General features: G+C 54.4%; 13 protein-coding genes and 1 pseudogene. 9 read left to right on the top strand and 5 right to left on the bottom strand.

Going from position 1 to position 23,667, the window contains the following annotated elements; translation table 11 throughout:
• Window positions 1–33 precede the first annotated feature (33 nt).
• The 3 genes from thrC to A4S02_RS06585 form a co-directional block, all read right to left on the bottom strand.
• Complete coding sequence (thrC, locus tag A4S02_RS06595; RefSeq protein WP_070323303.1) at window positions 34–1,434, bottom strand: threonine synthase; 1,401 nt, start codon at window positions 1,432–1,434, stop codon at window positions 34–36.
• A gap of 66 nt (window positions 1,435–1,500) precedes the next feature.
• Window positions 1,501–2,652, bottom strand: coding sequence for an SMP-30/gluconolactonase/LRE family protein (locus A4S02_RS06590; RefSeq protein ID WP_026019261.1), 1,152 nt, complete (start codon window positions 2,650–2,652; stop codon window positions 1,501–1,503).
• A gap of 146 nt (window positions 2,653–2,798) precedes the next feature.
• Window positions 2,799–4,304, bottom strand: a complete 1,506-nt coding sequence (locus A4S02_RS06585; RefSeq protein WP_070323302.1) for a carboxypeptidase M32 — start codon at window positions 4,302–4,304, stop codon at window positions 2,799–2,801.
• Between the two features lie 85 nt (window positions 4,305–4,389).
• Between A4S02_RS06585 and A4S02_RS06580 the strand changes: the two genes are divergently transcribed.
• Genes A4S02_RS06580 through A4S02_RS06570 form a run of 3 tightly spaced genes read left to right on the top strand, consistent with a single transcriptional unit; the run spans window position 4,390 to window position 11,958 of the window.
• Window positions 4,390–6,267, top strand: coding sequence for a tetratricopeptide repeat protein (locus tag A4S02_RS06580; protein WP_070324202.1), 1,878 nt, complete (start codon window positions 4,390–4,392; stop codon window positions 6,265–6,267).
• 40 nt (window positions 6,268–6,307) lie between these two features.
• Window positions 6,308–8,962 carry a DNA mismatch repair protein MutS gene (gene mutS, locus A4S02_RS06575; RefSeq protein ID WP_070323301.1) on the top strand — a complete coding sequence of 885 codons (2,655 nt, stop codon included), beginning with the start codon at window positions 6,308–6,310 and terminating at the stop codon, window positions 8,960–8,962.
• A 5-nt stretch (window positions 8,963–8,967) separates the two neighbouring features.
• Entirely contained in the window at window positions 8,968–11,958 is a 2,991-nt protein-coding gene (locus A4S02_RS06570) for a [protein-PII] uridylyltransferase (RefSeq protein ID WP_070323300.1), read from the top strand.
• Window positions 11,959–11,962: 4 nt separating this feature from the next.
• Here A4S02_RS06570 and A4S02_RS06565 read toward each other — a convergent pair whose 3' ends face one another.
• Complete coding sequence (locus A4S02_RS06565) at window positions 11,963–12,835, bottom strand: NUDIX hydrolase (protein WP_070323299.1); 873 nt, start codon at window positions 12,833–12,835, stop codon at window positions 11,963–11,965.
• A 181-nt stretch (window positions 12,836–13,016) separates the two neighbouring features.
• On the opposite strand from A4S02_RS06565, the gene A4S02_RS06560 reads away from it, so the two are divergent.
• The 5 genes from A4S02_RS06560 (at window position 13,017) to A4S02_RS06540 (ending at window position 19,071) form a co-directional block, all read left to right on the top strand.
• Window positions 13,017–14,768, top strand: coding sequence for an ABCB family ABC transporter ATP-binding protein/permease (locus A4S02_RS06560; RefSeq protein ID WP_208858940.1), 1,752 nt, complete (start codon window positions 13,017–13,019; stop codon window positions 14,766–14,768).
• A gap of 96 nt (window positions 14,769–14,864) precedes the next feature.
• On the top strand, window positions 14,865–15,158 hold the full coding sequence (locus A4S02_RS06555; RefSeq protein ID WP_070323297.1) for a hypothetical protein: 294 nt from the start codon (window positions 14,865–14,867) through the stop codon (window positions 15,156–15,158).
• A 117-nt stretch (window positions 15,159–15,275) separates the two neighbouring features.
• Window positions 15,276–15,581 carry a 50S ribosomal protein L28 gene (gene rpmB, locus A4S02_RS06550; protein ID WP_070323296.1) on the top strand — a complete coding sequence of 102 codons (306 nt, stop codon included), beginning with the start codon at window positions 15,276–15,278 and terminating at the stop codon, window positions 15,579–15,581.
• A gap of 229 nt (window positions 15,582–15,810) precedes the next feature.
• Window positions 15,811–17,898, top strand: a complete 2,088-nt coding sequence (gene fusA / locus A4S02_RS06545) for an elongation factor G (protein WP_070323295.1) — start codon at window positions 15,811–15,813, stop codon at window positions 17,896–17,898.
• Between the two features lie 147 nt (window positions 17,899–18,045).
• Window positions 18,046–19,071: an alpha/beta fold hydrolase gene (locus A4S02_RS06540; RefSeq protein ID WP_070324201.1), complete on the top strand. Its 1,026-nt coding sequence runs from the start codon at window positions 18,046–18,048 to the stop codon at window positions 19,069–19,071.
• Window positions 19,072–19,119: 48 nt separating this feature from the next.
• On the opposite strand, the pseudogene A4S02_RS06535 reads toward A4S02_RS06540, so the two are convergent.
• A pseudogene (locus A4S02_RS06535) lies at window positions 19,120–21,919 on the bottom strand (phosphoenolpyruvate carboxylase).
• 104 nt (window positions 21,920–22,023) lie between these two features.
• Here A4S02_RS06535 and A4S02_RS06530 point away from each other — a divergent pair.
• Window positions 22,024–23,388, top strand: coding sequence for a DUF445 domain-containing protein (locus tag A4S02_RS06530; protein WP_082246775.1), 1,365 nt, complete (start codon window positions 22,024–22,026; stop codon window positions 23,386–23,388).
• The last annotated feature ends 279 nt before the right edge of the window (window positions 23,389–23,667 follow it).

Below are 23,667 nucleotides of genomic sequence, written 5' to 3'. Positions count from 1 at the left end.
GCGGCCTGACACGGGAAAGTAAGATGTGGGGTGTTAGGGAGCGTTTGCCAGTACCGCAGCGCGCACAGCATCTTTAAGTGCGCCTTCGGTTGCCGGAACAGTACGATAACGTTCTTCCCGCTCAAACAGATCTTCCAGATGCACAGGCAATGCCGGATGAATACCCGTAGCTGCCACCATGGCATCGGGGAACTTGGCCGGATGCGCTGTGGCTTCTGCAATCATAGGCACGCCGGGCTGCCGGAACTTGCGGCCCGCGGCAATACCAATGGCGCTGTGAGGGTCTGCCAGATAATTGGATTTCTGGTGCAGGTTGCGAATTTCTGCTTCCGTCTGTTCATCATCCAGCGCAAGGCCGGAGAAGACGGTGCGGGCATTTTCCCACACTTCTTCAGGCACATCCATATGCCCCGTGGCACGGAAGCCGGTCATGATACGTGCGCAGGCAGCAGAATCACGGCCCAGAAGTTCAAATAGCAGACGTTCAAAGTTGGAAGAAACCTGAATGTCCATGGAAGGTGAAAGGCTAGGCACCACACCTTTGATTGTCATGTCATTGGCATTCAGGAACCGGGTGAGAATATCGTTCCGGTTGGAGCCAACGCACAGATGTTTGATAGGCAGCCCCATTTTGCGTGCAGCCCAAGCAGCAAGAATGTTGCCAAAGTTGCCTGTAGGCACAGCAAAGGAAACTTCACGCTCTGGAGCACCAAAGTTCAGTGCCGCATAAACATAGTAGGGAATCTGAGCGGCAATACGTGCCCAGTTGATGGAATTTACGGCGGAAAGGTGCATTTCCCGGCGGAAAGGCAGATCAGCAAACAAAGCCTTTACCAAGTCCTGACAGTCATCAAACGTGCCTTCAACGGCCAGATTGGTGATGTTGGAATCCAGCACGGTTGTCATCTGGCGGCGCTGCACTTCAGATGTGCGGCCTTTAGGATGGAGGATGACAACAGATAGACGGTCCCGCCCACGGCAGGCTTCAATAGCGGCAGAGCCTGTATCACCAGATGTGGCGCCTACAATGGTTACGTGGTCATTCCACTGGGTCAGCACGTGTTCAAAAAGCTGGCCAAGCACCTGCATGGCCATGTCTTTGAACGCCAGCGTGGGGCCGTGGAACAGTTCCTGCACAAACAGGCCATCTTCTACTTGAGTGAGTGGCACAATGGCTGGGTGGTCAAAGTTGGCATAGGCCTTGGCACACAGGCCGCGCAGTGTTTCCAGATCAATATCCGGTGCCGCAAACGGGGCCAGAACACGGGTAGCCAGTTCTGGATAGGGCAGGCCACGCAGGCTTTCCCAATCAGACAGCGAGAATTCGGGCCATGTTTCGGGCAGATACAGGCCGCCATCCTCGGCAAGACCGGTAAGCAGAACATCGGCAAAGGAAAGGACGGGAGCATTCCCGCGAGTGGAAATATAGCGCATGGAGAAACTTATATCCTGAATGGCGAACGCCGCGAAGTGTCCTTTTTAGGGAGAAAGCCTGTAGCCTTATTGCGGTGGAGGCGTTGTAGGTAGCGTAAGCTGATACACCGTAATAGGCCATGAAATAGAAGGCGAGGCTGCCCCAAAACCCACGCTGTGATCAAGCTGACTAGCCGCTACATACAAATGCCCATGCCCATCCAGACCGGGGGTGGTGGGCCATTTCAGGCGTTCATCCGTAACCAATCGGCGCGGAATGCGCCCAACTGTGTAGCTGAGGATGCTGCCTGTGGTGATATCAGACCAATAAAGCGTGCCCTCATTATCAATGGTCAGGCCGCCCAATGCGGGGGTTTTATACCACTGTGTCACGCCTTCCTCAAATGCTGCCGGAGTAACGTCCGGGTCCGTGAATAAGGAGGTGGACACACGATACAGAAAACCTGCAGGCGGTTGCATAACAATCCATGTGCCATCCGGGCTTACGGCAATCATGCTGGTATCTACGGCAATGGCCTGACCATTCGCATTCAAAAGCGGGCCTGTAGGGGTCTGGATGGGTTTGGTGGCAGTAAGGGCCGGGTGATGGTCCAGAAAACGCCGCCCGGATGCCGATGGAATATCAATAAGTAACAGTCCCGCTACACCAGAATCTGGCACATAAGCTGTAGAACCATGCACGGCAATGCCGGAAAGAATACTGCCTTGGTGCAGCAGATTGGCTTCTACTGGCACAATATGGGTAACTGTGTTGGTGGTTGGATCAATCTGGATCAGGCGCGGGGCCGCAACAGGTGGTTTTTCTCGGTTTGGCACGCCGCTATCCAGCACCCAGATGCTGCCATCTGCGGTGCGTGTCATGCCTGCAAGAGCTACAAAATGGGTATCGTTTGCTGCCTCACGGTTGTTCCAGTCAGCATCAGGGTATGGGGCAAGGTTGCCATCTGTCTGCCGCACCCATAACTGCGGGCCAGTATTGCCAACCCATGCAGGGGCTTCCAGCAACATTCGGCCATCCGGCAAGGGTAAAATGGCATCCCATATCTGCTGATTGGACTGCATGAAGGGCACCAGTGCGGAAGCAGGAAGTTCCGGCACTTTAGGCATATGCACAGCCCATGCAGGGTGCCCCATAAAAGGAGAGAACAGGGCAGCCGCCAGCATAACACGGCAAACCGTGCGGCGCGGCAGAACAGAACGCAGGAAAGAATGCTTCATCAGGGGCGTCCGGTCAGAAATCTTGCAAACGGGTGAAAAATGAATGCGGCAGTTTCGGGTCTGCACGGCGTTTGTGCAAACGCGTTCTGTGCGGGGCGGCTGCCCCTCTGCCACATTCAGTTGTGAAGCAAGAGGGGCGTTTGCGATTATGCGTCTTCCGCGCGTTCCACATAACGCCGGTGGATATGGGCCAGATAGGTGGAGGCATCCAGCTTGCGTCCTGTGGCGTCTTGCACAATTTGCGGCATGGAGGCGCTGCGTGCACGGCCATGTACGTTTTCACGCAACCAACCCAATAGTGGCGTAAAATCACCTTTTGCAATGGCAGGCATAATCTGTGGTAACTGTTTGCAAGCGGCTTCTCGCAGTTGCGCTGCTGTTAAGGCGCCAAGAGTGTAGCACGGGAAGTAACCGAACAGCCCCTCCGGCCAGTGAATATCCTGCAAGCAGCCGCGTCCATCATCCGGCACATGCAGGCCCAGAAGCGCGTGGATGCGCTCATTAAATGCAGCAGGCAGATCAGCCAGAGGCAAATCACCGGAAATCAGTGCTTTTTCCAGTTCATAACGCACTAAAATATGGGCCGGATAAGTGACTTCATCAGCATCAACCCGAATAAAGCCGGGTTGTACGTGGGTGAGAAGGCGATGAATGTTCTGAGCATCCCAGCCAGCAGTGCCTGCGGGCACATCAAAAGCTGCCTGAAGTTTGGGGACTAGCCAGCCAGCAAAAGCATTGGAGCGGCACACCTGCATTTCCATCAGCAGGGATTGGCTTTCATGCAGCGTCATGCCGCCAGCCTGCCCGACAGGTTGGGAGAGCCATGTTTCTGGCAGGCCCATATCATACAGGGCGTGGCCTGTTTCATGCAGCACGCCCATCATGGCGGGAATGAAATCACTTTCATCATAACGTGTGGTTAGCCGCACATCATGCGTTGCTCCACCGCAGAACGGGTGCGTGCTGACATCCAGCCGTCCGCGTGTCACATCAAACCCAAGCTGCTGCATAAGCTGGCGGCCTAGCGCTTCCTGCTGCGGCACGGAAAATGGTCCGGGCAGTGGTGTCGCGGCGGGCAGGCTGTTCTGTTTTTCCAGAACTGTGCCAATCAGTTCAGGTAGGCCTGCAGCAAGCTGTGTAAAAACCGGGTCTATGTCTGTTTGCCGGGTGCCGGGGTCAAACGTGTCCAACAGCGCATCGTAGGGGGAAAGGCCTAGCTTTGCCCCTGTAGCAACCGCAACTTCACGCGTGAGGCGCAGCACTTCGGAGAGTGTGGGCAGAATGGCTGCAAAATCACCATTCTCGCGCGCGGTGCGCCATACCATTTCGCATCGGGCCGTGGCCTGCGTGCTGGCTTCTACTAGTTCTCCGGGGAGGGCCGTAGCATGGGCATGCAGGCGGCGCATTTCTTCCAGATTGGCACGGCGCCAGATATCATCACCCGGTTCTGCCTGTTCCAGAAGTTCTGCAACAACTGGGGCTGTTAGAATTTCGTGGCTCAGGCCTTCCAGCATGGCCAGATTTTCTGCCCGGCGTTCTGCCGCACCGGAGGGCATGATCACCTCCTTATCCCAGCAGAGTATGCCAATGGCATCATTTAGGGAGGAAAGGCGGGCAAAGTGGCGTTCAAGGGAAAGATAGGCTTTATTCATGGTGCATATGGTAAAGCATACACGCCGCGCACGGAATGCACTTTGTGAGGCATATCAGATTACAAATAAGGAGCCAGTTATACCCATGCAGATGGATACGCAGGTGGAATCTGCACTGGTATTGTTGGCGCAGGGCAATGCGGAGCAGGCGTTACGTGTTCTGCAAAACTGTTTGCAGCAGAATCCGTACCATGCTGGCGCACTGCATGGCCTAGCCTGTGTAGCGCGCGCGGGAGGAGATAACCGTGCCGCAGTGGCCTTGGCTGCCAAGGCTGTGCAGTTACAGGCAGAACCGCATTTTCATATTACGTTAGGTTTGGCTTTGTTGGCGGAGGGGCAGGTGGAGGCAGCGCGAGCGGCCATTCATGTAGCCATTCTAGAATCACCAAGAGACCCACGCGCGCATGATGCCATGGCCTCTGTTTTGGAAGCACAGCAGCGCATTGCCGAGGCTGAACGTGCTTTGCGCACGGCTATAAGGTTAAGGCCATTGGAGCAGGAACGGCATTTGGCGTTGGCTGCTTTTTTGTCGCGTCATGGGCTGTTGGAAAAAGCGATAGAGGTTTCCGGCAAGGCCTTGCAGTTGGATACACAAAACCTGTTTGCACAAAATCTGCACGGCATGATCCTGCACGGAGCAGGCAAGGCGGCAGAAGCCGAACCTTATTTTCGGGTTGTGGCAGCCAAACTGCCAACATCTGCACCTGCTCTGGCTAATCATGGAGCGGCGTTGTTTGCCACGCGTAGTTATGAGGAGGCCCGAGACGTTCTGGCAAAGTCTGCGCAGCTAGAGCCCAAAGCAGCAGAAACACGTAGTAATCTGGGGTTAGTGCAGATGGCGCTGGGCCGCTTGCAAGAAGCTGCACAGGAATTGCAAGCAGCATGTGTACTACAGCAGAATGATGCCCGTTTGATGCTCAATTACGCCACGGTTTTTGCTGATCTGGGCGAAAGAAGGCAGGCGGAAGCATTGTTTTGCAAGGTAGAAAAACAGGCCGGTAACAGCACGGATGCCGCCCGAGCACGTATGAACCGTGGCGTGTTGTATTTGGCCGAAGGCCGCTTTGCTAAGGGTTGGGAACTGTTTGAAGCACGCCAGCTCCTTGTTGCCCCTCCGGCTTGTGCCGCTGGGTTGCCTCAGTGGGATGGTGCTCCACAGGAAAAACCCGTGCTGCTCTACGCAGAGCAGGGATTGGGCGATGTGTTGCAGTTTCTACGTTATGTTGTTCCAGCGGCTCAGCGTGTTCCGGTTTTGCTGTATGTGCCGCAAAGCATACGCAGTTTTGTGCAACAGATGGATCTGGCACGCCTGCCACATGTCACAATATGCACAAGCCAGCATGTGCCAAAAGCCGTAGCAGCTTGTGGCCTTATGAGTTTGCCAGATGTATTGGGTATGGAAGCGCCGTTTGCATGGCAGCCTGATATTGCAGGTATTCAAAAATCTGCATCTAACAAGAAAGCCGCTTTGAATGTTGGGCTGTGTTGGGCAGGTAGCTCAACGTATCAGTTTGATCGCAGGCGTTCGATTAATCCGCAGATGCTCGCACCATTGGGGCGGCTGAATACTGTTGAGTTTCAGTCGCTTCAAAAAAATAATGAGGAAGCGCAACAGTTCCTGTTCCCAATGGCGGAATTACCGCAAGGTGATGTGTTGAAAACATCCCGTGTTATGGCAGGGCTGGATGTGGTGATAACTGTAGACACCATGATAGCGCATTTGGGCGGTCTGCTAGGCCTGCCGGTGTTGCTGCTTGATCGCTTTGGTGGGGATTGGCGCTGGGCTGAAGGGTCTACCATTACGCAGCCCGATGGAGAGGTGCATAGCCTGTGGTATCCTTCCGTTAGGGTTATTCGTCAGCCACAGGCAGGTGAGGGTGATGCCCCGTGGCAGCCCTGTATCGTAACCGTTCTGCAGATTTTGCAGAAGATGGCTGAAAAACGCACGGATATGGTGCCTTAAAGGTTGTTGCCGCTGTGTGTGAGCACTTTATGATAGCGGCATGACACGCATTTCCTCCAAAGGTGCTACGCCAGCAATGGCGCAGTGGTTCACCCTCAAGGCCGAAAATCCTGAAGCCCTGCTGTTTTTTCGCATGGGCGATTTTTACGAACTGTTTTTTGATGATGCTACGGCTGCAGCGGCTGCGCTGGATATTGCCCTAACAGCACGCGGCACACATGCGGGAGAACCGATTCCCATGTGTGGGGTGCCTGTGGCGGCAGCACCAGCTTATCTTGCGCGTTTGATCCGGCGCGGTTTCCGGGTGGCGGTGGCAGAGCAGACAGAAACACCCCGCAAAGGCAGACCAGCAAACAAGGGGCCTTTGGCGCGTGGCGTTGTAAGGGTTATTACCCCCGGCACGCTAACAGAAGATGAACTTCTGGAGCCCGGGCGCTCTAACCTTTTGCTCGCATTGGCGCTTACGGCGCCACAAACAAAGGGAAAAGGCAAAAAAGCCGAGGCATCCTTTGCTGATATAGTTATAGGTGCTGCGTGGATTGATGTTTCAACCGGGTTGTTTGAAACCGAAAGCCTAACAGGCAAAGGGCTTCCCGCGCTTTTAGGCCGTTTGGATCCCGCGGAAATTCTTGCACCGGCTATGCTTAATCTAGCGGATTACGAAGCCCGCCGTGCGCCAGAAACCGTGGCGTCAGGCGCAGATACGGCGCGCCAGCGTTTGGCTAGTGCTTTTGATGTAGCCAGCATAGAAGCCTTTGGCACCTTTACGGATGAAGAAAGCGTAGCTGCTGCCATGGCGGTGGAATACGTTCAGCGCAGCCAAGCTGGTAAGTTGCCGCGTCTGGCGCATCCAGTTCCACAAAATGAAAGCGGCATTCTGGGCATAGATCCGGCCACACGCGCCAGTCTGGATATCTTGCGCGCGCGGGACGGAGGGGATGAGCACACGCTATTTTCCGCCGTAAACCGTACGGTCAGTGCGGCTGGTGCGCGTATGCTGGCAGAATGGTTGGCAGCCCCGCTTACACATGCAGGCCAGATTGCCGCCCGACAAGCGGGGTGGTGGTGGCTAAAGGAAGATGCTGTGCGGCGGGAGGCGTTGCGCGGAACACTTAAAAAAGCACCAGATATTGCACGCGCACTCGGCCGGTTGTCCCTTGGGCGCGGGCAACCGCGAGATCTGGCCGCTATGCGTGATGGCCTTATGGTGGCGCGGGAGGCCGCGCGTATTCTTACGGCCTCTAATGCCTCATTACCTCCGGCGTTACATCAAGCGGTTACGCGGTTGGGCGGAGGGCAGGTGCTGGAGGCTGAACTTGCGCGTGCGTTGGCAGAAAACCTTCCGGCTCGGCTGGATGATGGCGGCGTTATTGCGCAGGGCTATGATGCCAAGCTGGATGAATACCGTGGATTGCGGGATGATTCACGCCGCCTGATAGCAGGCTTGCAGGCCAAATATGCCGCACATTATGGGCTGAACAGTCTTAAAATTCGCCATCACGCACAGCTTGGCTATGTGATGGATGTGCCCGTAGCAGCTAGTGCCAAGCTTAAGGACAAGCCAGAGCTTATCTTGCGGCAGGGCACGGCCAGCAATGCGCGTTTTGCTACAGAAGAACTCTCAACACTGGATGCCCGCATAACCGAGGCCGCAGAAAAAGCAGCGCAGTGTGAAAAAGAATTGTTCGGCGCACTGGTAGAACAGGTTCTGGCCGAACGCAGCATGCCGGTTTTGGCGCAGGCATTGGCTGTGCTGGATGTTTTGCAATCCTGCGCAGATCTGGCAGGGAATGGTACGTGGTGCCGCCCAGAGGTGACAGAAGATTTTGCCTTTGCGCTGGAAGGATGCCGCCACCCGGTGGTGGAAGCCGCCTTACCAGCGGGCACGCGTTTTACGCCAAATACGTGTGATCTGGCACCGCAACAGCGCGTTATGCTGCTAACGGGCCCGAACATGGCCGGTAAATCCACCTATCTGCGCCAAACAGCACTGGCTGTTATTCTGGCACAAGGGGGGTTTCCCGTTCCGGCTGATCGGGTGCGAATCGGGGTGGTGGATCAGCTTTTCTCCCGCGTAGGTGCTTCGGATGATCTGGCGCGTGGACGTTCCACCTTTATGGTGGAAATGACGGAAACAGCCGCCATTCTTAATCAGGCTGGCCCGCGTTCTCTTGTTGTGGTGGATGAGATCGGGCGTGGCACAGCCACGTTGGATGGTTTGGCAATTGCATGGTCTGTGTTGGAGGCTTTGCATTCAAGCGTGCGCTGCCGTGCAATCTTTGCAACGCATTTCCATGAACTTTCGCGCTTGGTGGATACACTCCCGCGGCTTTCTTTGCATACTATGGCAGTGCGGGAATGGCGGGGGCAAATTGTGTTTTTGCATGAAGTGCTTGCAGGATCAGCCAAAAAAAGCTGGGGTGTACACGTTGCGCGGTTGGCTGGTGTGCCGCACGCTGTGGTGGACCGGGCCGGGCGCCTACTGCGGGAGTTGGAACGTGCTGAAAATACAATACCCGAACCTCTTCCGCTGTTTGACACGCAGAAGACATTACCCCCTGAGCCCCAAAATACGATAAGTAAACGTTTGTTAGATATTGACCCGGATAGCCTGACACCCCGTGCCGCGCTGGATCTTCTGTACGAATTGCGCAAGGAAGCCGCGCAGGAAGAACACGCACAGGTGGCAGACTAAACACCATGACGCCAGACCCCATTCAGGAGCAGAACTCGCCTCTCATGCCCACCCCTTCCGTAGAGCCTGCCGCAGTGCAGCAGTCCGACATGACCATGCTGGCCACCCTAACGCCAGAAATGCTTTCTGCGTGTCTGACGCGGGAATTAAGAGACGCAACACCGGAAGATGCGGTTATTCCTGAACGGGATGATGCTGTTGCCATTTTCCGCCGCCATCTGGGGCGGTATCAGGCGGATATACGCAACCGGTTTGAACGGCATGAGCTTAAAGGCGCTGGGGCAGCCAAAAAGATAGCTGTTTTTACAGATGTTATGGTGCGCGCCATTGTGGATCTGGCCGTGCGCGCCACTATTGGGGCAGGCACTGTAGAAAGCGGTATGCTGCCCAGCTTTGCCATAGCTGCTACAGGCGGCTACGGACGCGGGCTCTTGGCGCCTTTCAGTGATATTGATTTGCTGTTTTTGGTGGCGGAGGAAAGTGCAGAGCGTGCGCATCCGCTTATTGAATACGTTCTGTATTTTCTGTGGGATCTGGGTGTGAAAGTGGGGCATGCCACCCGCACCATTAATGAATGTATTGAAGAAGCTAAAAAAGACACCACAGTGCGCACCGCCCTGCTGGATGCACGTTTGCTGGCTGGGGATTCAGCCCTTTTTGCCACGTTTGAGGCCCGCTACATTCTGGCCTGTGTGGATGCAGGTGCCGCTGGTTTTATTCATGACAAGCGTCGTGAACGTCTGGAACGCCACCGGCGGTTTGGTGATAGCCCATATCTGGTAGAACCCAATATAAAGGAAGGGCGCGGGGGGCTGCGTGATCTGCAAACCCTGTACTGGATGTGCCGCAACACGTTTGGCACCCGCCATGTCAAAGATCTGCTTGCCCCGGAATTTATCTGGATGGGCCTACTAACAGAGCAGGAAGCCGCACGTGCCCGCCGATCTTGGGACTTTTTGTGGACGGTGCGCTTGCACTTGCACTACGTAGCAGGGCGGGCGGAAGAGCGGCTAACCTTTGATATGCAGCCCGTTATTGGCGCACGCATGGGGTATACCCGGCATGGGCGGCAAAATGGGGTGGAGCGCTTTATGCGCCATTACTTCCTGACAGCCCGGGAAGTCATGCGGTTAACCCATGTTCTGGAACCCGCTGTGCTGCGGCAGGCTCAGGGGCCGGTTGCTAACGCAGCCAAGCCAGATGAAGCCATGCGGCAAGCCGGATTTACCTTGCTGGACGGGCAGATTCTGCCTGATCGTGGTGTAAGTTTCGATCAAGAACCCATTAAAATGATGCAGATTCTGGATTGGGCGCGTGTGCGCCGTCTGGCGCTGCATCCATTGGCACGGCATCAGCTTATCCGGTGGGAGCGTAGAGCTACTAGCCTGCGGGATAATTCAGAAGCTGCACGTATTTTCCTTGATCTGCTTTGTGGTGATGAATCTACGGTGGAGCAAAAGCCACGTCGTCGCCCGGCAACGGCTTCTGTGCCTTCTGTAGTGGAAGAAAGTGGTCTGTCTTACTCTGCCGCCTATGGAGAATATCCGCCCGCAGGGCATGCGCACTGGCTGCACATTCTGAACGAAACCGGCATTTTCGGTCGCCTGATTCCTGATTGGGCGCGCATTGTTGGGCAGATGCAGTTTGATACGTACCACGTATTTACTGTGGATGAACACACGATAGAAGCCGTGCGTATTTTGGATGAAGTCGCCTCTGGCCGCATGGCGGATGAAATTCCCATTGCCTATGAACTGGTAAAGGGGCTGCATTCCAAACGGGCATTATATATGTCTGTTCTGCTGCACGATGTTGCCAAAGGGCGGGGTGGGGATCACTCTGAAATTGGGGCGGAAATTGCGGCTGAACTTTGCCCGCGCCTTGGTATGTCCGGTGAAGAAACAGAAACTGTTTCTTGGTTGGTGCTGCATCATCTGTTGCTCAGCCATACGGCGTTCCAGCGCGATATTGATGATCCCAAAACCATTCTGGATGTGGTAGACATTGTGCAATCTCCAGAACGGTTGCGCCTACTGCTGCTGCTGACCATTGTGGATATGCGTGCCGTAAGTTCCCGCGTGTGGAACGCATGGAAGGCCACGCTGCTGCGTGAATTGTATGTGCGTGTGGCAGAAGTTCTGGCCGGTGGCCTAGCCACTACAGAACGAGATGTGCGTGTGCGCCATGCCAAGGAAATTACAGCCGATATTCTGACAGAAGAAGGTGTTCCCCAAAAGGATATTGAACGCTTTTTGGGGCTGGGATACGCCGGCTACTGGCTTTCCTTCGATTATGAGACACATCGCCGCCATGCACGGCTTATCCGTGCGGCAGATGCCAATGATGCACCGCTTACAGTAGAAGTGCTGCCTCTGCCTGCGCGCGGGGTTACGGAAGTGACCATTTACACGGTGGACGTGCCGGGTCTGTTTTCCAAAATAGCAGGAGCCTTGGCTCTGGCCGGGGCCTCCATTGTGGATGCACGCATCCATACGATGACACACGGTATGGCGTTGGATACGTTCTGGATTCAGGATACTTCTGGCCAAGCGTATGAAGAAACGCACAAGCTTGCCCGTCTGGCATCTCTGATCGAACAGGGGTTAAGCGGCCATATTGATATTAGTGAAGAAATTGCCCGAGCCGGATTTGGGCATATGCCCATGCGTATGCGGGCCATTCATGTTCCGCCGCGTGTGGTGATAGATAACGGAATTTCCAACACCTACACCGTTATCGAAATCAATGGGCGCGATCGTCCCGGCTTGCTGCATGATGTAACGGCCGCCATGAGCCGTGAGAACCTGCAAATTGCCTCTGCCCACATCACCACCTATGGCGTGCGGGCAGTGGACGTTTTTTATGTGAAGGACCTGTTTGGTCTGAAAATCACAGATAAAAAACGTTTGGAGGAAATTCGTGAGCGTTTGCTGGCCGGGCTAAAGGAAGCAGAAGCCGAGGCCAGCGCTTGTGCAGATGCGCGCTATTCAGCCTGAAATATCAGGCTGAAACCGGATGGTGTCCGGGGCTGGCTGCGGAAAGACCGTGGTTAAGCCCCGCCCGTAGCTGTTGGCCTGCAGGCGTGTTGGTGTCTATCAGGCCGTGGCGTAGGAACAGGTCAATCAACACCAGATTGACGTTGAATTTAAATTCATCCGTATCCCGCACAATCTGAAACACTTTAGCTAAAGGCAGTAGAGCAAAGGATTCTACCTCGCCATCAGCGGCTTCTGGTTCAAAGCTTTCAGGCAAGTAAAGATCATAACAGACGAGAATATCTCGCCTAAGCCCTTCCGGCCGCTCCATGGCGTAAACCAGATGCCCTGTTTCCTGCGCCAGAGCCACAAGATTATGGGGGATGCTGGCTTCTTCTGCCGCTTCCTTGATCAGGGCTTCACGCGCTGTATGACCGGCAGGCACGCCGCCTGCTACCAGATGGTCCAGCTTGGATGGGTCTAGCCGCTTGTTTGCAGCCCGGCGACCGGTCCACAGGTAAAGGCCATCTGCTTTGCGCACCAGCCCGTTCATGTGCACGCCTGTGGCAACCAGCCCAAAAAGAGGTAAGGCGCCACGGTCAATACGCGCAATAGCGGGCTTATCTACATCTGTGCGCACATCAAACAGTTCGTGATGAGAGCGATAAAAACCTTCCTGCGCCAAAGCTTCGCCCAAAGCTTCCAATTTGCTGGGGTCTGGCAGATTAAAGCCGGCTGTACGGTTGCCGAGGCCTTCTTTTTCCAGCCTGTCAAATAGTTCTGGCGTAATCCATCCGGCAGCCGTGCCAGCCAGAGAAAAAGGGGCACGTTTGCCAGGAATGAGAGCAGTGTTGCACTGCTTGAGATGCCGAAGAAAAGGCGTGATGTCGGAAGACATGGAAACAAAATCCTGTTGAACTGTGCCTAGCGTGTCTGGGGTTGTTATCGGGTGTGGCAAAGGCGGTGGCAAGGTGTGGCGGGGTTGCAAAATGCGCCCAGCATGGCACATGCGAGTTATGCCACCACGTCGCGCGGCTGCCGGGCCGCTCAAAAAGCCGGTTTCCATAACACTTTCACGTTTGCTGCCATATTTGTGGCCACAGGAAAATCGTGCCCTGCGTTGGCGCGTTGTGCTGGTTCTTGTGGTCATGCTTGGGGGTGAACTGGCCACACTGGGCATTCCGCTAGTTTACAGCCGTGTGGTGGATCGGTTTACGCATCCCCATTCGCTGGCCATGGCGCCTGCGGCTTTGATTCTCTGTTACGGATTGGTGCGCTTGGCTTCTGCCGCGCTTACCAATATGCGTGATGCCCTGTTTGCACCAGTCCGGTTCCGGGTTGCAAGGCAGGCGGCTTACCGCAGTTTTGAGCATATGCACGCACTTTCCTTGCGCTTTCATCTGGATCGCCGCACCGGAGGCGTCACACGCGCTATTGAGCGCGGCACAGAGGCCGTGGAAACACTGCTGCGGATGATCATGTCCATTTCCCCCACCATCCTACAGGCGGCGTTGGTGATGGTGGTTATCTGGCGTGTTTTTAACTGGCAGTATGTGGCGCTGATGGCGCTGATGATTGCGGCCTACATTCTGTTTACCGTGCGGTTTACATCTTGGCGGCTCGGAATTCGGCGCGAGATGAATGAAACCAACAGTGAGGCCACAGGCAAAGCGCTAGATAGCCTGCTGAACTACGAAACCGTAAAATATTTTGGGAACGAAAAGCACGAAGCCCAAAGGTATGATAGCGCACAGGCGCGTTACGAACAGGCTGCTAAAAAAACGCAGTATTCCTTGGGTTTTCTCAACTTCGGGCAGGCGGCTATTATCGCCCTCTCTCTTACGGCTATTATGTTGCTGGGGGGGCATGATATTGAGGCCGGACGCATTACGGTTGGCGAGTTCGTTATGGTTAACACGTATCTGCTGCAACTATATGGACCGTTAAATTTTCTGGGTTCCGTTTATTCCGCCATTCGTACCGCATTGGTTGATCTAGAGCACATGCTGGGGTTGACGGAAGAGGAGGTGGAAGTAGCAGATCCTGTGCATCCTCTTTCCATTGCCACGCGTTTGCAGGTTTCTGCGCCAGCGCGGGTAGCGTTCAGAGATGTGCATTTTGGATATCGGCCCGAGCGTGAAATTCTGCACGGTATCAGCTTTGAGGTGGCGCCGGGCCGCAAGGTTGCCATTGTGGGCACTACAGGGGCGGGCAAATCTACCATTAGCCGGTTGCTGTTCCGGTTTTACGATGTGTGGTCCGGCGCAGTGCTAGTGGATGGACACGATGTGCGCGATTATCGGCAGGCAGACTTGCGAGCCGCCATTGGTGTAGTGCCGCAGGATACCGTGCTGTTTAACGAGAGCATTGGCTACAATATTGCCTATGGGCGGCTAGGTGCCACCCCGGCAGAAGTGCAGCAGGCAGCCCAACTGGCGCAGATACATGATTTTATCATGTCCTTGCCAGAAGGGTATGAAACGCAGGTGGGTGAACGCGGGCTAAAACTTTCTGGCGGAGAAAAGCAGCGCGTGGCCATTGCCCGCACGATTTTGAAAGACCCACGCGTTCTTGTGCTTGACGAGGCCACGAGCGCGTTAGACACACATACTGAAAAAGAAATACAGGCAGCGCTTAAAACGGTTTCAGCACGCCGCACAACTCTTGTTATCGCTCATCGTTTGTCCACCATTGTGGATGCAGACGAAATTCTGGTGATGGCTAAGGGGCATATTGTTGAGCGTGGCACCCATGCAGCCCTGTTGGCCCAGAATGCGGTGTATGCATCCATGTGGGCCGCTCAGGGGGGAGAAAGCGGGCAGGAGACGTGATAAAAGGCGTAGGCCTGCTGGTAAGGCTTGGCTGTGTCTGACGAATCGCGCGCTTGCAGATAATGTGGGCGGCAGAAAAATGAAGGATCAAAAGAGATGACCGAAACAGCAGGGCAGACTCCCGAAGCAGGCCCGAAAATGGATGTGCCCGAAGATCTGGCACGGTGCGATATGGTCATTCAGCACGCCATTGAGCATTTGCGGAATGAAAAATATCCTCCGCTGGCGGTGGCCTCTGCTCTTCTGGGTAATTCTGTAGGTATTCTTGCCCAGATCATGGACAAGGACACTGTGTTACGCATTCTCGACTCAGCGGCTCAGAGTGTTAGATCAGGCGAAGTACATGCGTCTGTTCGGGCACAGACCGGGCAGGAAAACGAGAAAGCCTGAGCACAACCCTTGACTGAAGGCCGTGGCTAAGCCATAAGCCGCGCCAATCCTGAATGTGGTCGCCGGGCGCTCGTCTCGGCCCTCTGTTCCTATTTTGTATAAGACAAGGATGAGACAATGTCCCGTCGTTGCCAGATTACCGGCAAAGGTGTGCTGACCGGAAATAACGTCAGCCACGCTAACAACAAATCCCGTCGTCGCTTTCTGCCTAACCTGCAGGATGCTTCCTTGGTTTCCGAAACTCTGGGTTCTGCTGTGCGTATGCGCGTAAGCGCCCGTGGCCTGCGCACCATTGAGCACAATGGCGGTCTGGATGCATTCCTGCTGAGCATGCCTAACCGCAAGCTTCCTGAAGAAGCACAGGTCATTAAGCGCCGCGTTCTGCGCGCTCAGGCCAAAAAGCAGGCAGCCGCAGGCGCCTGATTCAGGGGTTTACCTTATTCAGTGGAGCCGGCTCTATTCACTTGGTGGGGTAGGGCCGGTTTCTGCGGTGTAGATGTCTGGCAAGGTGTCAGGCATCGTCGTCTATCGGCCGGTTTCCGGCAGCCGGGTTTCCTGAAGATTTTAACATCACAGGTGCCAATACGGTGCACGGCGGCCACAGGCGCGAAGGGATTCCCATTCGCGCCTGACCTGTTTTCTGGAGGTTTTCGTGTCCGCCACATCCGATCTGTCCAAGATTCGTAATATCGGTATTACCGCGCATATTGACGCAGGTAAGACGACCATGACCGAACGTATGCTGTACTACACCGGCGTGTCCCATAAAATTGGTGAAGTGCACGAAGGCAACACCACGACTGACTACATGGCTCAGGAACGTGAACGTGGTATTACCATTACGTCCGCCGCCGTGACCTGTGAGTGGGAAGGCCACCGTATCAACATTATTGATACACCCGGACATATCGACTTCAACATTGAAGTGAACCGCTCCCTGCGCGTGCTCGATGGGGCCGTGTTCATCATTGAAGGTGTGGCTGGTGTGCAGCCGCAGTCCGAAACCAACTGGCGTCTGGCAGACCGTTACAAGGTGCCTCGGATCATCTTTATCAACAAGCTGGATCGTACCGGCGCAGACTTCTATCGCGCATTTGATACGCTGAAAGAAAAGCTGGATATCGTTGCTATCCCGATGCAGCTGCCAATTGGCGCAGAAGACAAGTTTGTTGGTGTTGTTGACCTGGTGGAAATGAAGGCCATCGTCTGGGAAGGCGGTGAACTTGGCGCGAAGTTCCACGACGAAGAAATTCCGGCTGATCTGAAGGAAAAGGCTGCAGAAGCACGCCAGAACCTGCTAGACACAGCTCTGGCTGTTGATGACGCAGCCATGGAAGAATACTTCGAAAAGGGTGACGTTTCTGTTGAAACGCTGAAGCGTTGCATCAAGAAGGGCGCCATTTCCGGTGAATTCCGTCCGGTTCTGTGTGGCACAGCGTTTAAGAACAAGGGCGTGCAGCCTCTGCTCGATGCCATCATCGACTACCTGCCTGCTCCAGACGATGTTGAAGGTATTCGTTGCGCTCCGCCGGAAGGTGAAGAAGAAGACGAAAAAAACCAGCCCATCATTCCGGTTGACCCCAATGGTAAGTTCGCTGGTCTGGCCTTTAAGATCATCAACGATAAGTACGGCACACTGACCTTTGTGCGCGTTTATCGTGGCGTGCTCAAAACCGGTGATACGGTTCTGAACACCACCAAGGGCCACAAAGAACGTATCGGTCGTATCTATCAGATGCATGCTGATAAGCGTGAAGAACTGACAGAAGTGCACGCTGGTGACATTGCTGCGTTTGTGGGTCTGAAAGACTCCCAGACAGGTGATACGCTGGCAGACCCGGCAGATCCGGTTGTTCTGGAACGTATGTCCTTCCCTGTTCCGGTTATCGACATCTCCGTCGAACCGAAAACAAAGGACGCAGTGGAAAAGATGACACTAGCCCTGCAGAAGCTGGCTGGTGAAGATCCCTCCCTGCAGCTCAAGACCGATCAGGAAACAGGCCAGACCATTCTGTCCGGCATGGGCGAACTGCATCTGGACATCATTATCGACCGTCTGCGTCGTGAATATGGTGTGGATGCAAACGTGGGCGCACCGCAGGTGGCATACCGTGAAACCATCACGCAGCCGCATACGGAAACCTACACCCATAAAAAGCAGTCTGGTGGTTCCGGTCAGTTCGCTGAAGTGAAGATCGAGTTCCAGCCGGTTGAACGTAACGAAGGTATCCTGTTCGAAAACAAGGTTGTTGGTGGTTCTGTTCCCAGAGAATACATCCCGGCCGTTGAAAAGGGTATTCGTGTTCAGTCTTCCACAGGTGTTCTGGCAGGCTTCCCGACAGTGGACTTCAAGTTCACGCTGCTTGACGGTAAGTACCATGACGTTGACTCGTCCGCTCTGGCGTTCGAAATCGCGGCTAAGGCTTGCTTCCGTGATGGCATGAAAAAAGCTGGTCCGGTTATTCTGGAACCAATTATGGACGTGGAAATCACCACCCCGAATGATCACGTTGGTGACGTGGTGGGTGACCTGAACCGTCGTCGTGGCATGATCCAGAGCCAGGAAACCTCCGGTTCTACCGTTATGGTTCGTGCTTATGTGCCGCTGAAAGAAATGTTCGGTTACATTTCTCACCTGCGTTCCATGACGAAGGGCCGTGCTTCCTTCACCATGCAGTTCCATCACTACGATCCGGTGCCGCGCAACGTTGCTGAAGAAATCATGGCTCAGTCCAAGTAATTTCAGCCGTTTTTCGGTTTCGGAATATAAAGGCCGCTCCCTGCAAAGGGGGCGGCTTTTTTATTGTGCAAAACCAGATTACGTTGCGTGCGCTAAATACAAAACGGCATGTTATGGCATAAGCCTGTTATGCTTTGAGTGTTTGTGATGGCACAGAAAAGAAACGGAAAGACGAGCAAGATGCCGAAGCTGTTTGAATGTGCAACCGATGAGACCGCGCAGAAAGCACGAGTAAACCGGCGTGCGCTTATGCAGCTTGCGCTGGGTGGCATGGTATCGGGCTTTGTTGGGCATAAAGCTTTTGCTCAAGCTCCATCATTGGCGTTTGCCTCTTCTTCTGTAGATAAAATGCCACCTATCAACGGGGTGTATGATTGGCGTGCTTTGCCGCCCACACCGTTAGCACTGGAAGCTGAAAGTGGTGGCTTGCCTGTTGATACGGGCATGGTGCCTGCACAAGGCAAAGCCCAATTATATTATGCATCGGCGGGAGAAGGTGTGCCAGTCATGCTGCTGCATGATGGTTTGGCCAATTCCAATTATATGGGAGACCTTGCCCGTGCGCTCTTACGTGCCAGATGCCGTGTGATTGTGATGGATATGCGTGGGCATGGGCGTAGCACAATGGGGGCCTTGCCCTTGGGGTATGATTTGCTAGCCGATGATGTGCTGACAGTTATGGCGTTCTTACATCTGCGTCGCGTAGCTTTGGTGGGGTGGGGAGATGGCGCAGTGCAGGCGCTAGATGTTGGTATGCGGCACCCCAGCAGTGTTAGCCGGATATTTGCTTTTGCACCGTGGAGCACTCCAGACGGTCTGCTCTCTCGCGCAGGAGATATCCCTGCTTACAAATCCTTCATGGAAAGAAGCCGGCAGGAATACAGGCAGCTTTCTTCTACGCCGCATCGGTTTGGAGATATGGAATCTGCCGTACAGACCATGCGTGGCAGGCAACCTAATTGGACGGATGCAGATATCATGCGGGTAACTGCGCCACTATGGGTGGCTGCCGCAGACCATGATGGCATTGTGGGGCGTGTTCAGGCCGAGCATATGGCTGCTACGGTAGAAGGGGCTGGGCTTTTGGTTCTGCCCAATACCAGCCACTTTGCATTTTTGCAGAATCCGCAACTGTTTACGTTGGCGGTAGAAAGCTTTTTAGGCGGACGGTAAACTAATGAGGGGCGCCTTTTAAGGCAGCCCCTTTCTAACAAAAAAGCCTCAGCCAAATGCGCCAATGTTGTGTATGATCGCGATGCTGATTTCACGAATAAGTTCAAACATCTGTTGCATTGGCACAAAGATGTCTCTGTGCTCGCGCTCGTAAATACCTTCTTCGCGCGGGCCGCGTGGTTCATGAAAATCTAGATTGGTTGGGCCTGTGCTGGTGGGGAAGATATGCTCAAGCTCTTCCAGCACTGCCGAAATATCCAGGCACAGTATGTGCTGCATCATGACATCATGGTTAAAGCCGCCACGCGGCATAAAGAAAGGCACACGGCATGCCAAAAGCCATATCTGCTCAATAAGCATAATGCGGATAGCATGCAGGAGCCGGATTTGTGGTTCCGTGCGGGGTGCATGTTCCCATGCTTCTCTCAACGCAAGATGGTCAGCCTGAATGCGGCGAAACATAGTGAGAAGTTCGGCAGATAGATCAAGCTTTTCCAAATCCTGCATTAGAGAAAGAAAAGCTTTGCGGCGGGCAGGTATTTTTTCCTCTGTAGCGCGATCAAGCCAGAAACCGGGGTCCAGCAAGCAGACAACGCTTTTCAGAACCTTATTATCCGAGCAGGCCAAGCCATGCTGGGCAAAGTCCAAAGCGCGATGAAAGCGCGGGCTGGATGTGCGGAATGTTTCAAAGGTTTCTGGATGGCGGCGTACGGCGGCTCCCAAGCCCTGCAAAGTATTAGCGCACCATCCGAGCTGCTGAAGAATCGCGTTGTTGGGGATGGCGCGTAGCTGGCCGGGGTGGGTAATACGCTTATGGGTTGCACTTTCTGCACTTTGGCGGGCAGGTGGCCGAGAGCCTGTTCTATCAATAAGGGATGGGCCAAATGCCCCCAGCAACGCGGCATAACCGGGGTCTTCCACCAGTTTTTTCATGCCCTCGCTAATGCTGGAGAAGAAATCAGCCGAAAAATCGGGCTGATCGTAAATGGGGTCTTCTTCCTGCCGTAAGGGCAGAAACAGATTTTCCGCAATGGTGGCCATCGTAGCACCTGCCAGTTCTGGCGTGCCAAAAAGCAGATAACCATCACCACCCTGAAACGCCGTTTCTTCACGGCAGGCAATGCCGGTGGCTTTAAACCGCGCACGCACATGTGGTGGAGAAAGGTAATCCAGCCGATCAGCCATACGGAAGGGGTGTGCGCCGCGACCGATGCTTTCACCGTGCGTATCAAAAAACACCACGGTGATATCCTGCATATCCCACCGTACCAGCAGATCATGAATCCGCAGGCGCAGGCGCTCTATCAGATATGTTGCCGCCAACTGGCCGACATATCGGCCAGAATCGGAATATCCAAACTGGAAGCAGATACGGCCAATACGTCGGATATATGCACGCCATGCAGGAGAGCGCAGGGCTTCTTCCACAATGTGCTCACCGTTCATGAGCGCATCTTCTGTTTCAAACAGCGGCGAGATTTCAATTTTATCCGCTACGCCAAAGCAGGCGGCCACCCATAGGGCCGAGAGCAACGTGTAACCAGTTTCTGTTTCTGCAATCAGGAAGCGGACAGGCGTGTCGGAATCGATAAATTTGACCATCTGCGCAATGGTCATCATCAGCCGTCCGGCACTAGAGGGATCACTTAGCAGTGCACCAAAATCTACCGGAACAGGCGTTGCAGCTTCCAGCGCTTCGTTAATTTGGTTCAGTAATGCCCGGCGATGCGCTGGATTGTTGGGGTCATCCAACAGGTTCAGCTTCTGGCGGACGAAGTTGTGTATCTGGGAGGCATTAAGCCGCACATGTGTATGGGCCAGACCCAACCCATGTGCCAGAAAGCCCGCCCGGGCGACAGCAAGTGGAATGCGTGCGGAAGAGGGCGCCGCATTGATGGCGGTTTTAAGCAAGCCATCCAATTCTGCAGCGTGTGTGAGCGCGGTATTGCGTTGAGAAACTAAAAGTTTTGCAAAGTTCGCCACAGCTTGGGCATCACTTGGGCCAGCAGGAACGGCACTAATCTGTTCCTTTACGCAGGCAATGGTCCGTTGCAGCTTTTCTGTGAGTTCCGGGGCTAGTAAGCTCTCGTGCATAATCTGGCTTTCCAACCGCATCAGTTGGAACAGTTTCATACGTAGGCGTAGGCGTAGAGTATCCCACCAGCCAATATCTGTGCGGCCATCGGTATCATAGCCAACCCAACTGGTTGCTATAACCGGACAGGGCTTCAGGCTTGTCCATTCCTGCGGCCAGCGTGTGGCGGCTTCTTCCAGCAGAGCCGTGGCCAGCAGATCCATAGCATTCCGCGCACGGGTGATAGCTTGCGCAGCCAGCGTAAATTCTTCTTCCAACGTGGGCGGGGCAGAGCGTCTGTGCGTTTCAAAAAACGGCGCTTCCTGCGGGGGGGATGGTTTGAGATGCACATTCTGCCAAAGCCGCGTACACAGGATTGCTCAGGGCAAATGTGGGGTGTGCTGTAAAAACCGCAGCAAATTGGATAGCGGAGATGCGGTCCTGGTACTCAGCAAAGGAACCGGTAGGGCATGCCTCGGCTATCGCACGTGCGACATTGCGGAGCTTCTCTTTAGTGGCTTCAATTGTCGCGCCACCTACGTAGCGGTGCAGCTTACGGGCGCGTGCCAGAAAGGCTTCATCACGCAGTTTTTGCACAAGGCTTGTAATATCTGCTTGTGAGATTTCCTCGCGGCCCAAAGCTTCTCCTAGCCGGAGCGCAATACCCATAACAGGATTTGTGCCTTCAGCCGCTATCCCGGCATCTGGGTGTGCAGTGGTGGACGCAAGGATACTGTCCAAACGGGAAAGAGAAGATGCGTTATCCATAGTCATAAGGGCGTCCTGAAGGTTCCTGTAATAAAACAGTTATAAAGCCGGAATGAATCGAAATAACAACGAAATAGCGAGAAAAGAGTGATGAACAACTTTTCACGTCTATGTTTTGTATGCAACCAGCTCACGCACTCTTGGGGGTGTTTGCGCACAGTGCTATTGAGTGGGTTATGACATCTCAACCTCATCAGGATGCGGATTTCGCTGCCCGCCAGACACTGCGGCGATACAAGAATGCAGCTACAGGGCTGGTTGGCCTTATGGCTGGGGTAACGGTGCTGGGTTACGCCGCGCCAGCGGCCGGATGGGTGAGGGATGGATTCTGGCTGGAAATGCTGCGGGCTGGGGCGCGGGCAGGCGTTGTAGGCGGCTTGGCAGACTGGTTTGCCGTGGTGGCGTTATTTCGTCGGCCTATGGGGTTGCCCATTCCGCATACTGCTATTTTACCTGCACAAAAGGATAGGCTTGGCCGGGCACTTGGGCGGTTTGTTGCCGGGCAGGTGTTTACCCAAAAGGAAGTTGAGCGCGTATTGGGGCAGGTAGATCTTCCTGCTTTTATGGCGGATATGCTGGATGACCCCGGCACGCGGGATGCTCTGGTAAAATCCATAACACGCTCTTTGCCCCAAATGCTGGACAGGCTGGAAGATGGCCGCGCCAGCAATGCAGTTGCCCGTATTATGCCCAAGCTCTTGGGGGGTAGTAATCTGGCGCCTATTATTGCGCGGGCCCTGCGTAGCCTTGTGGATGATGACAAGCATCAGGAAGTGCTTTCCTTTCTGCTTGAGCAGATCAAAGACGCGTTACAATCCAAAGAAGGTGCGCTGCGCCAGATGATTGAAGAGCGCGTGCGTGAACAGGGTGGGCGTTTACTGGGCTGGGCCATAGGAGGGTCTATCGCCACCAAGGTTTTGTTGGCTGCAGCCAAGGAACTTGAGCGAATCGATCCACAGAACTCCAGTATTCGTGAAGGCTTTACCAGTTGGGTGCGAGGCCAGATTGACCGCATAGAAACCGACCCTGAAAAAGGGAAAGAGTTTTCCCAAACCATTATGGGTGTGCTCTCCCATGAGAGTGTTGTGGGCTGGTGGGGGGATATCTGGCAGCGCTTTCGCCGCATGGTGGAAGCTGATGTGGAAGACCCAGAGGGCCGCATTGCATCAGTAGTGCAAGATGCGCTTGAACGCATGGCTGCCCAGATGCGCTATGATCAGAACATGCGGCAACGGATTATGGATAGCGTAAACCGCACCGTTCTGAAGATGCTGCCGTTCCTACGTGAACGAATGGCGGAGTTTATTTCCCGCGTAGTTTCAAGCTGGAATGCAGTAGAAATAGCTGAAAAACTGGAACTTCGGGTTGGTAAGGATCTGCAGTTTATTCGGTTTAATGGTACCCTTGTTGGGTTTGGTGTGGGTGCGCTGCTTTTTGCCATATTGCGGCTTCTGTTTGGACTGAACGCCCAGTAAGAGCCCTTTTGGAAATTCGTAATCTGACGCCAAATCAGCCTCACTGAGCGCACATATAGCATCAGGAAATAACGGATTTCCGTCATTCTCGTGTTAATGTAGAGGTCTCGTCCATACTTATTTCGGCGTCATCGGCCTTTTCCAAAAGGGCTCTAAGGCGGTCGATCACGTTTGCGCTGGGTGATTTTGTCCGCTTGTTTTGGGTTGACGCAAGAGCAGTGTGTCGCCATGTATCCGAAACAGGACCGCTCAGGTCTTTAATTGGGTCAAGGGCAGATA

Source organism: Acetobacter ascendens (assembly GCF_001766235.1).
Classification (GTDB): domain Bacteria; phylum Pseudomonadota; class Alphaproteobacteria; order Acetobacterales; family Acetobacteraceae; genus Acetobacter; species Acetobacter ascendens.
The sequence above is the reverse complement of the archived record's forward strand: the minus strand, read 5'-3'. Positions and strand labels throughout refer to the sequence as shown.

What these genes read in the sequence shown, in the direction of transcription:
- thrC (WP_070323303.1), bottom strand. Translation starts at nt 1,434, where the DNA reads ATGCGCTATATTTCCACTCGCGGGAATGCTCCCGTCCTTTCCTTTGCC.
- A4S02_RS06555 (WP_070323297.1), top strand. Translation starts at nt 14,865, where the DNA reads ATGACCGAAACAGCAGGGCAGACTCCCGAAGCAGGCCCGAAAATGGAT.
- A4S02_RS06565 (WP_070323299.1), bottom strand. Translation starts at nt 12,835, where the DNA reads ATGTCTTCCGACATCACGCCTTTTCTTCGGCATCTCAAGCAGTGCAAC.
- A4S02_RS06540 (WP_070324201.1), top strand. Translation starts at nt 18,046, where the DNA reads ATGGCACAGAAAAGAAACGGAAAGACGAGCAAGATGCCGAAGCTGTTT.
- A4S02_RS06585 (WP_070323302.1), bottom strand. Translation starts at nt 4,304, where the DNA reads ATGAATAAAGCCTATCTTTCCCTTGAACGCCACTTTGCCCGCCTTTCC.
- A4S02_RS06590 (WP_026019261.1), bottom strand. Translation starts at nt 2,652, where the DNA reads ATGAAGCATTCTTTCCTGCGTTCTGTTCTGCCGCGCCGCACGGTTTGC.
- A4S02_RS06570 (WP_070323300.1), top strand. Translation starts at nt 8,968, where the DNA reads ATGACGCCAGACCCCATTCAGGAGCAGAACTCGCCTCTCATGCCCACC.
- A4S02_RS06580 (WP_070324202.1), top strand. Translation starts at nt 4,390, where the DNA reads ATGCAGATGGATACGCAGGTGGAATCTGCACTGGTATTGTTGGCGCAG.
- mutS (WP_070323301.1), top strand. Translation starts at nt 6,308, where the DNA reads ATGACACGCATTTCCTCCAAAGGTGCTACGCCAGCAATGGCGCAGTGG.
- rpmB (WP_070323296.1), top strand. Translation starts at nt 15,276, where the DNA reads ATGTCCCGTCGTTGCCAGATTACCGGCAAAGGTGTGCTGACCGGAAAT.
- A4S02_RS06530 (WP_082246775.1), top strand. Translation starts at nt 22,024, where the DNA reads ATGTTTTGTATGCAACCAGCTCACGCACTCTTGGGGGTGTTTGCGCAC.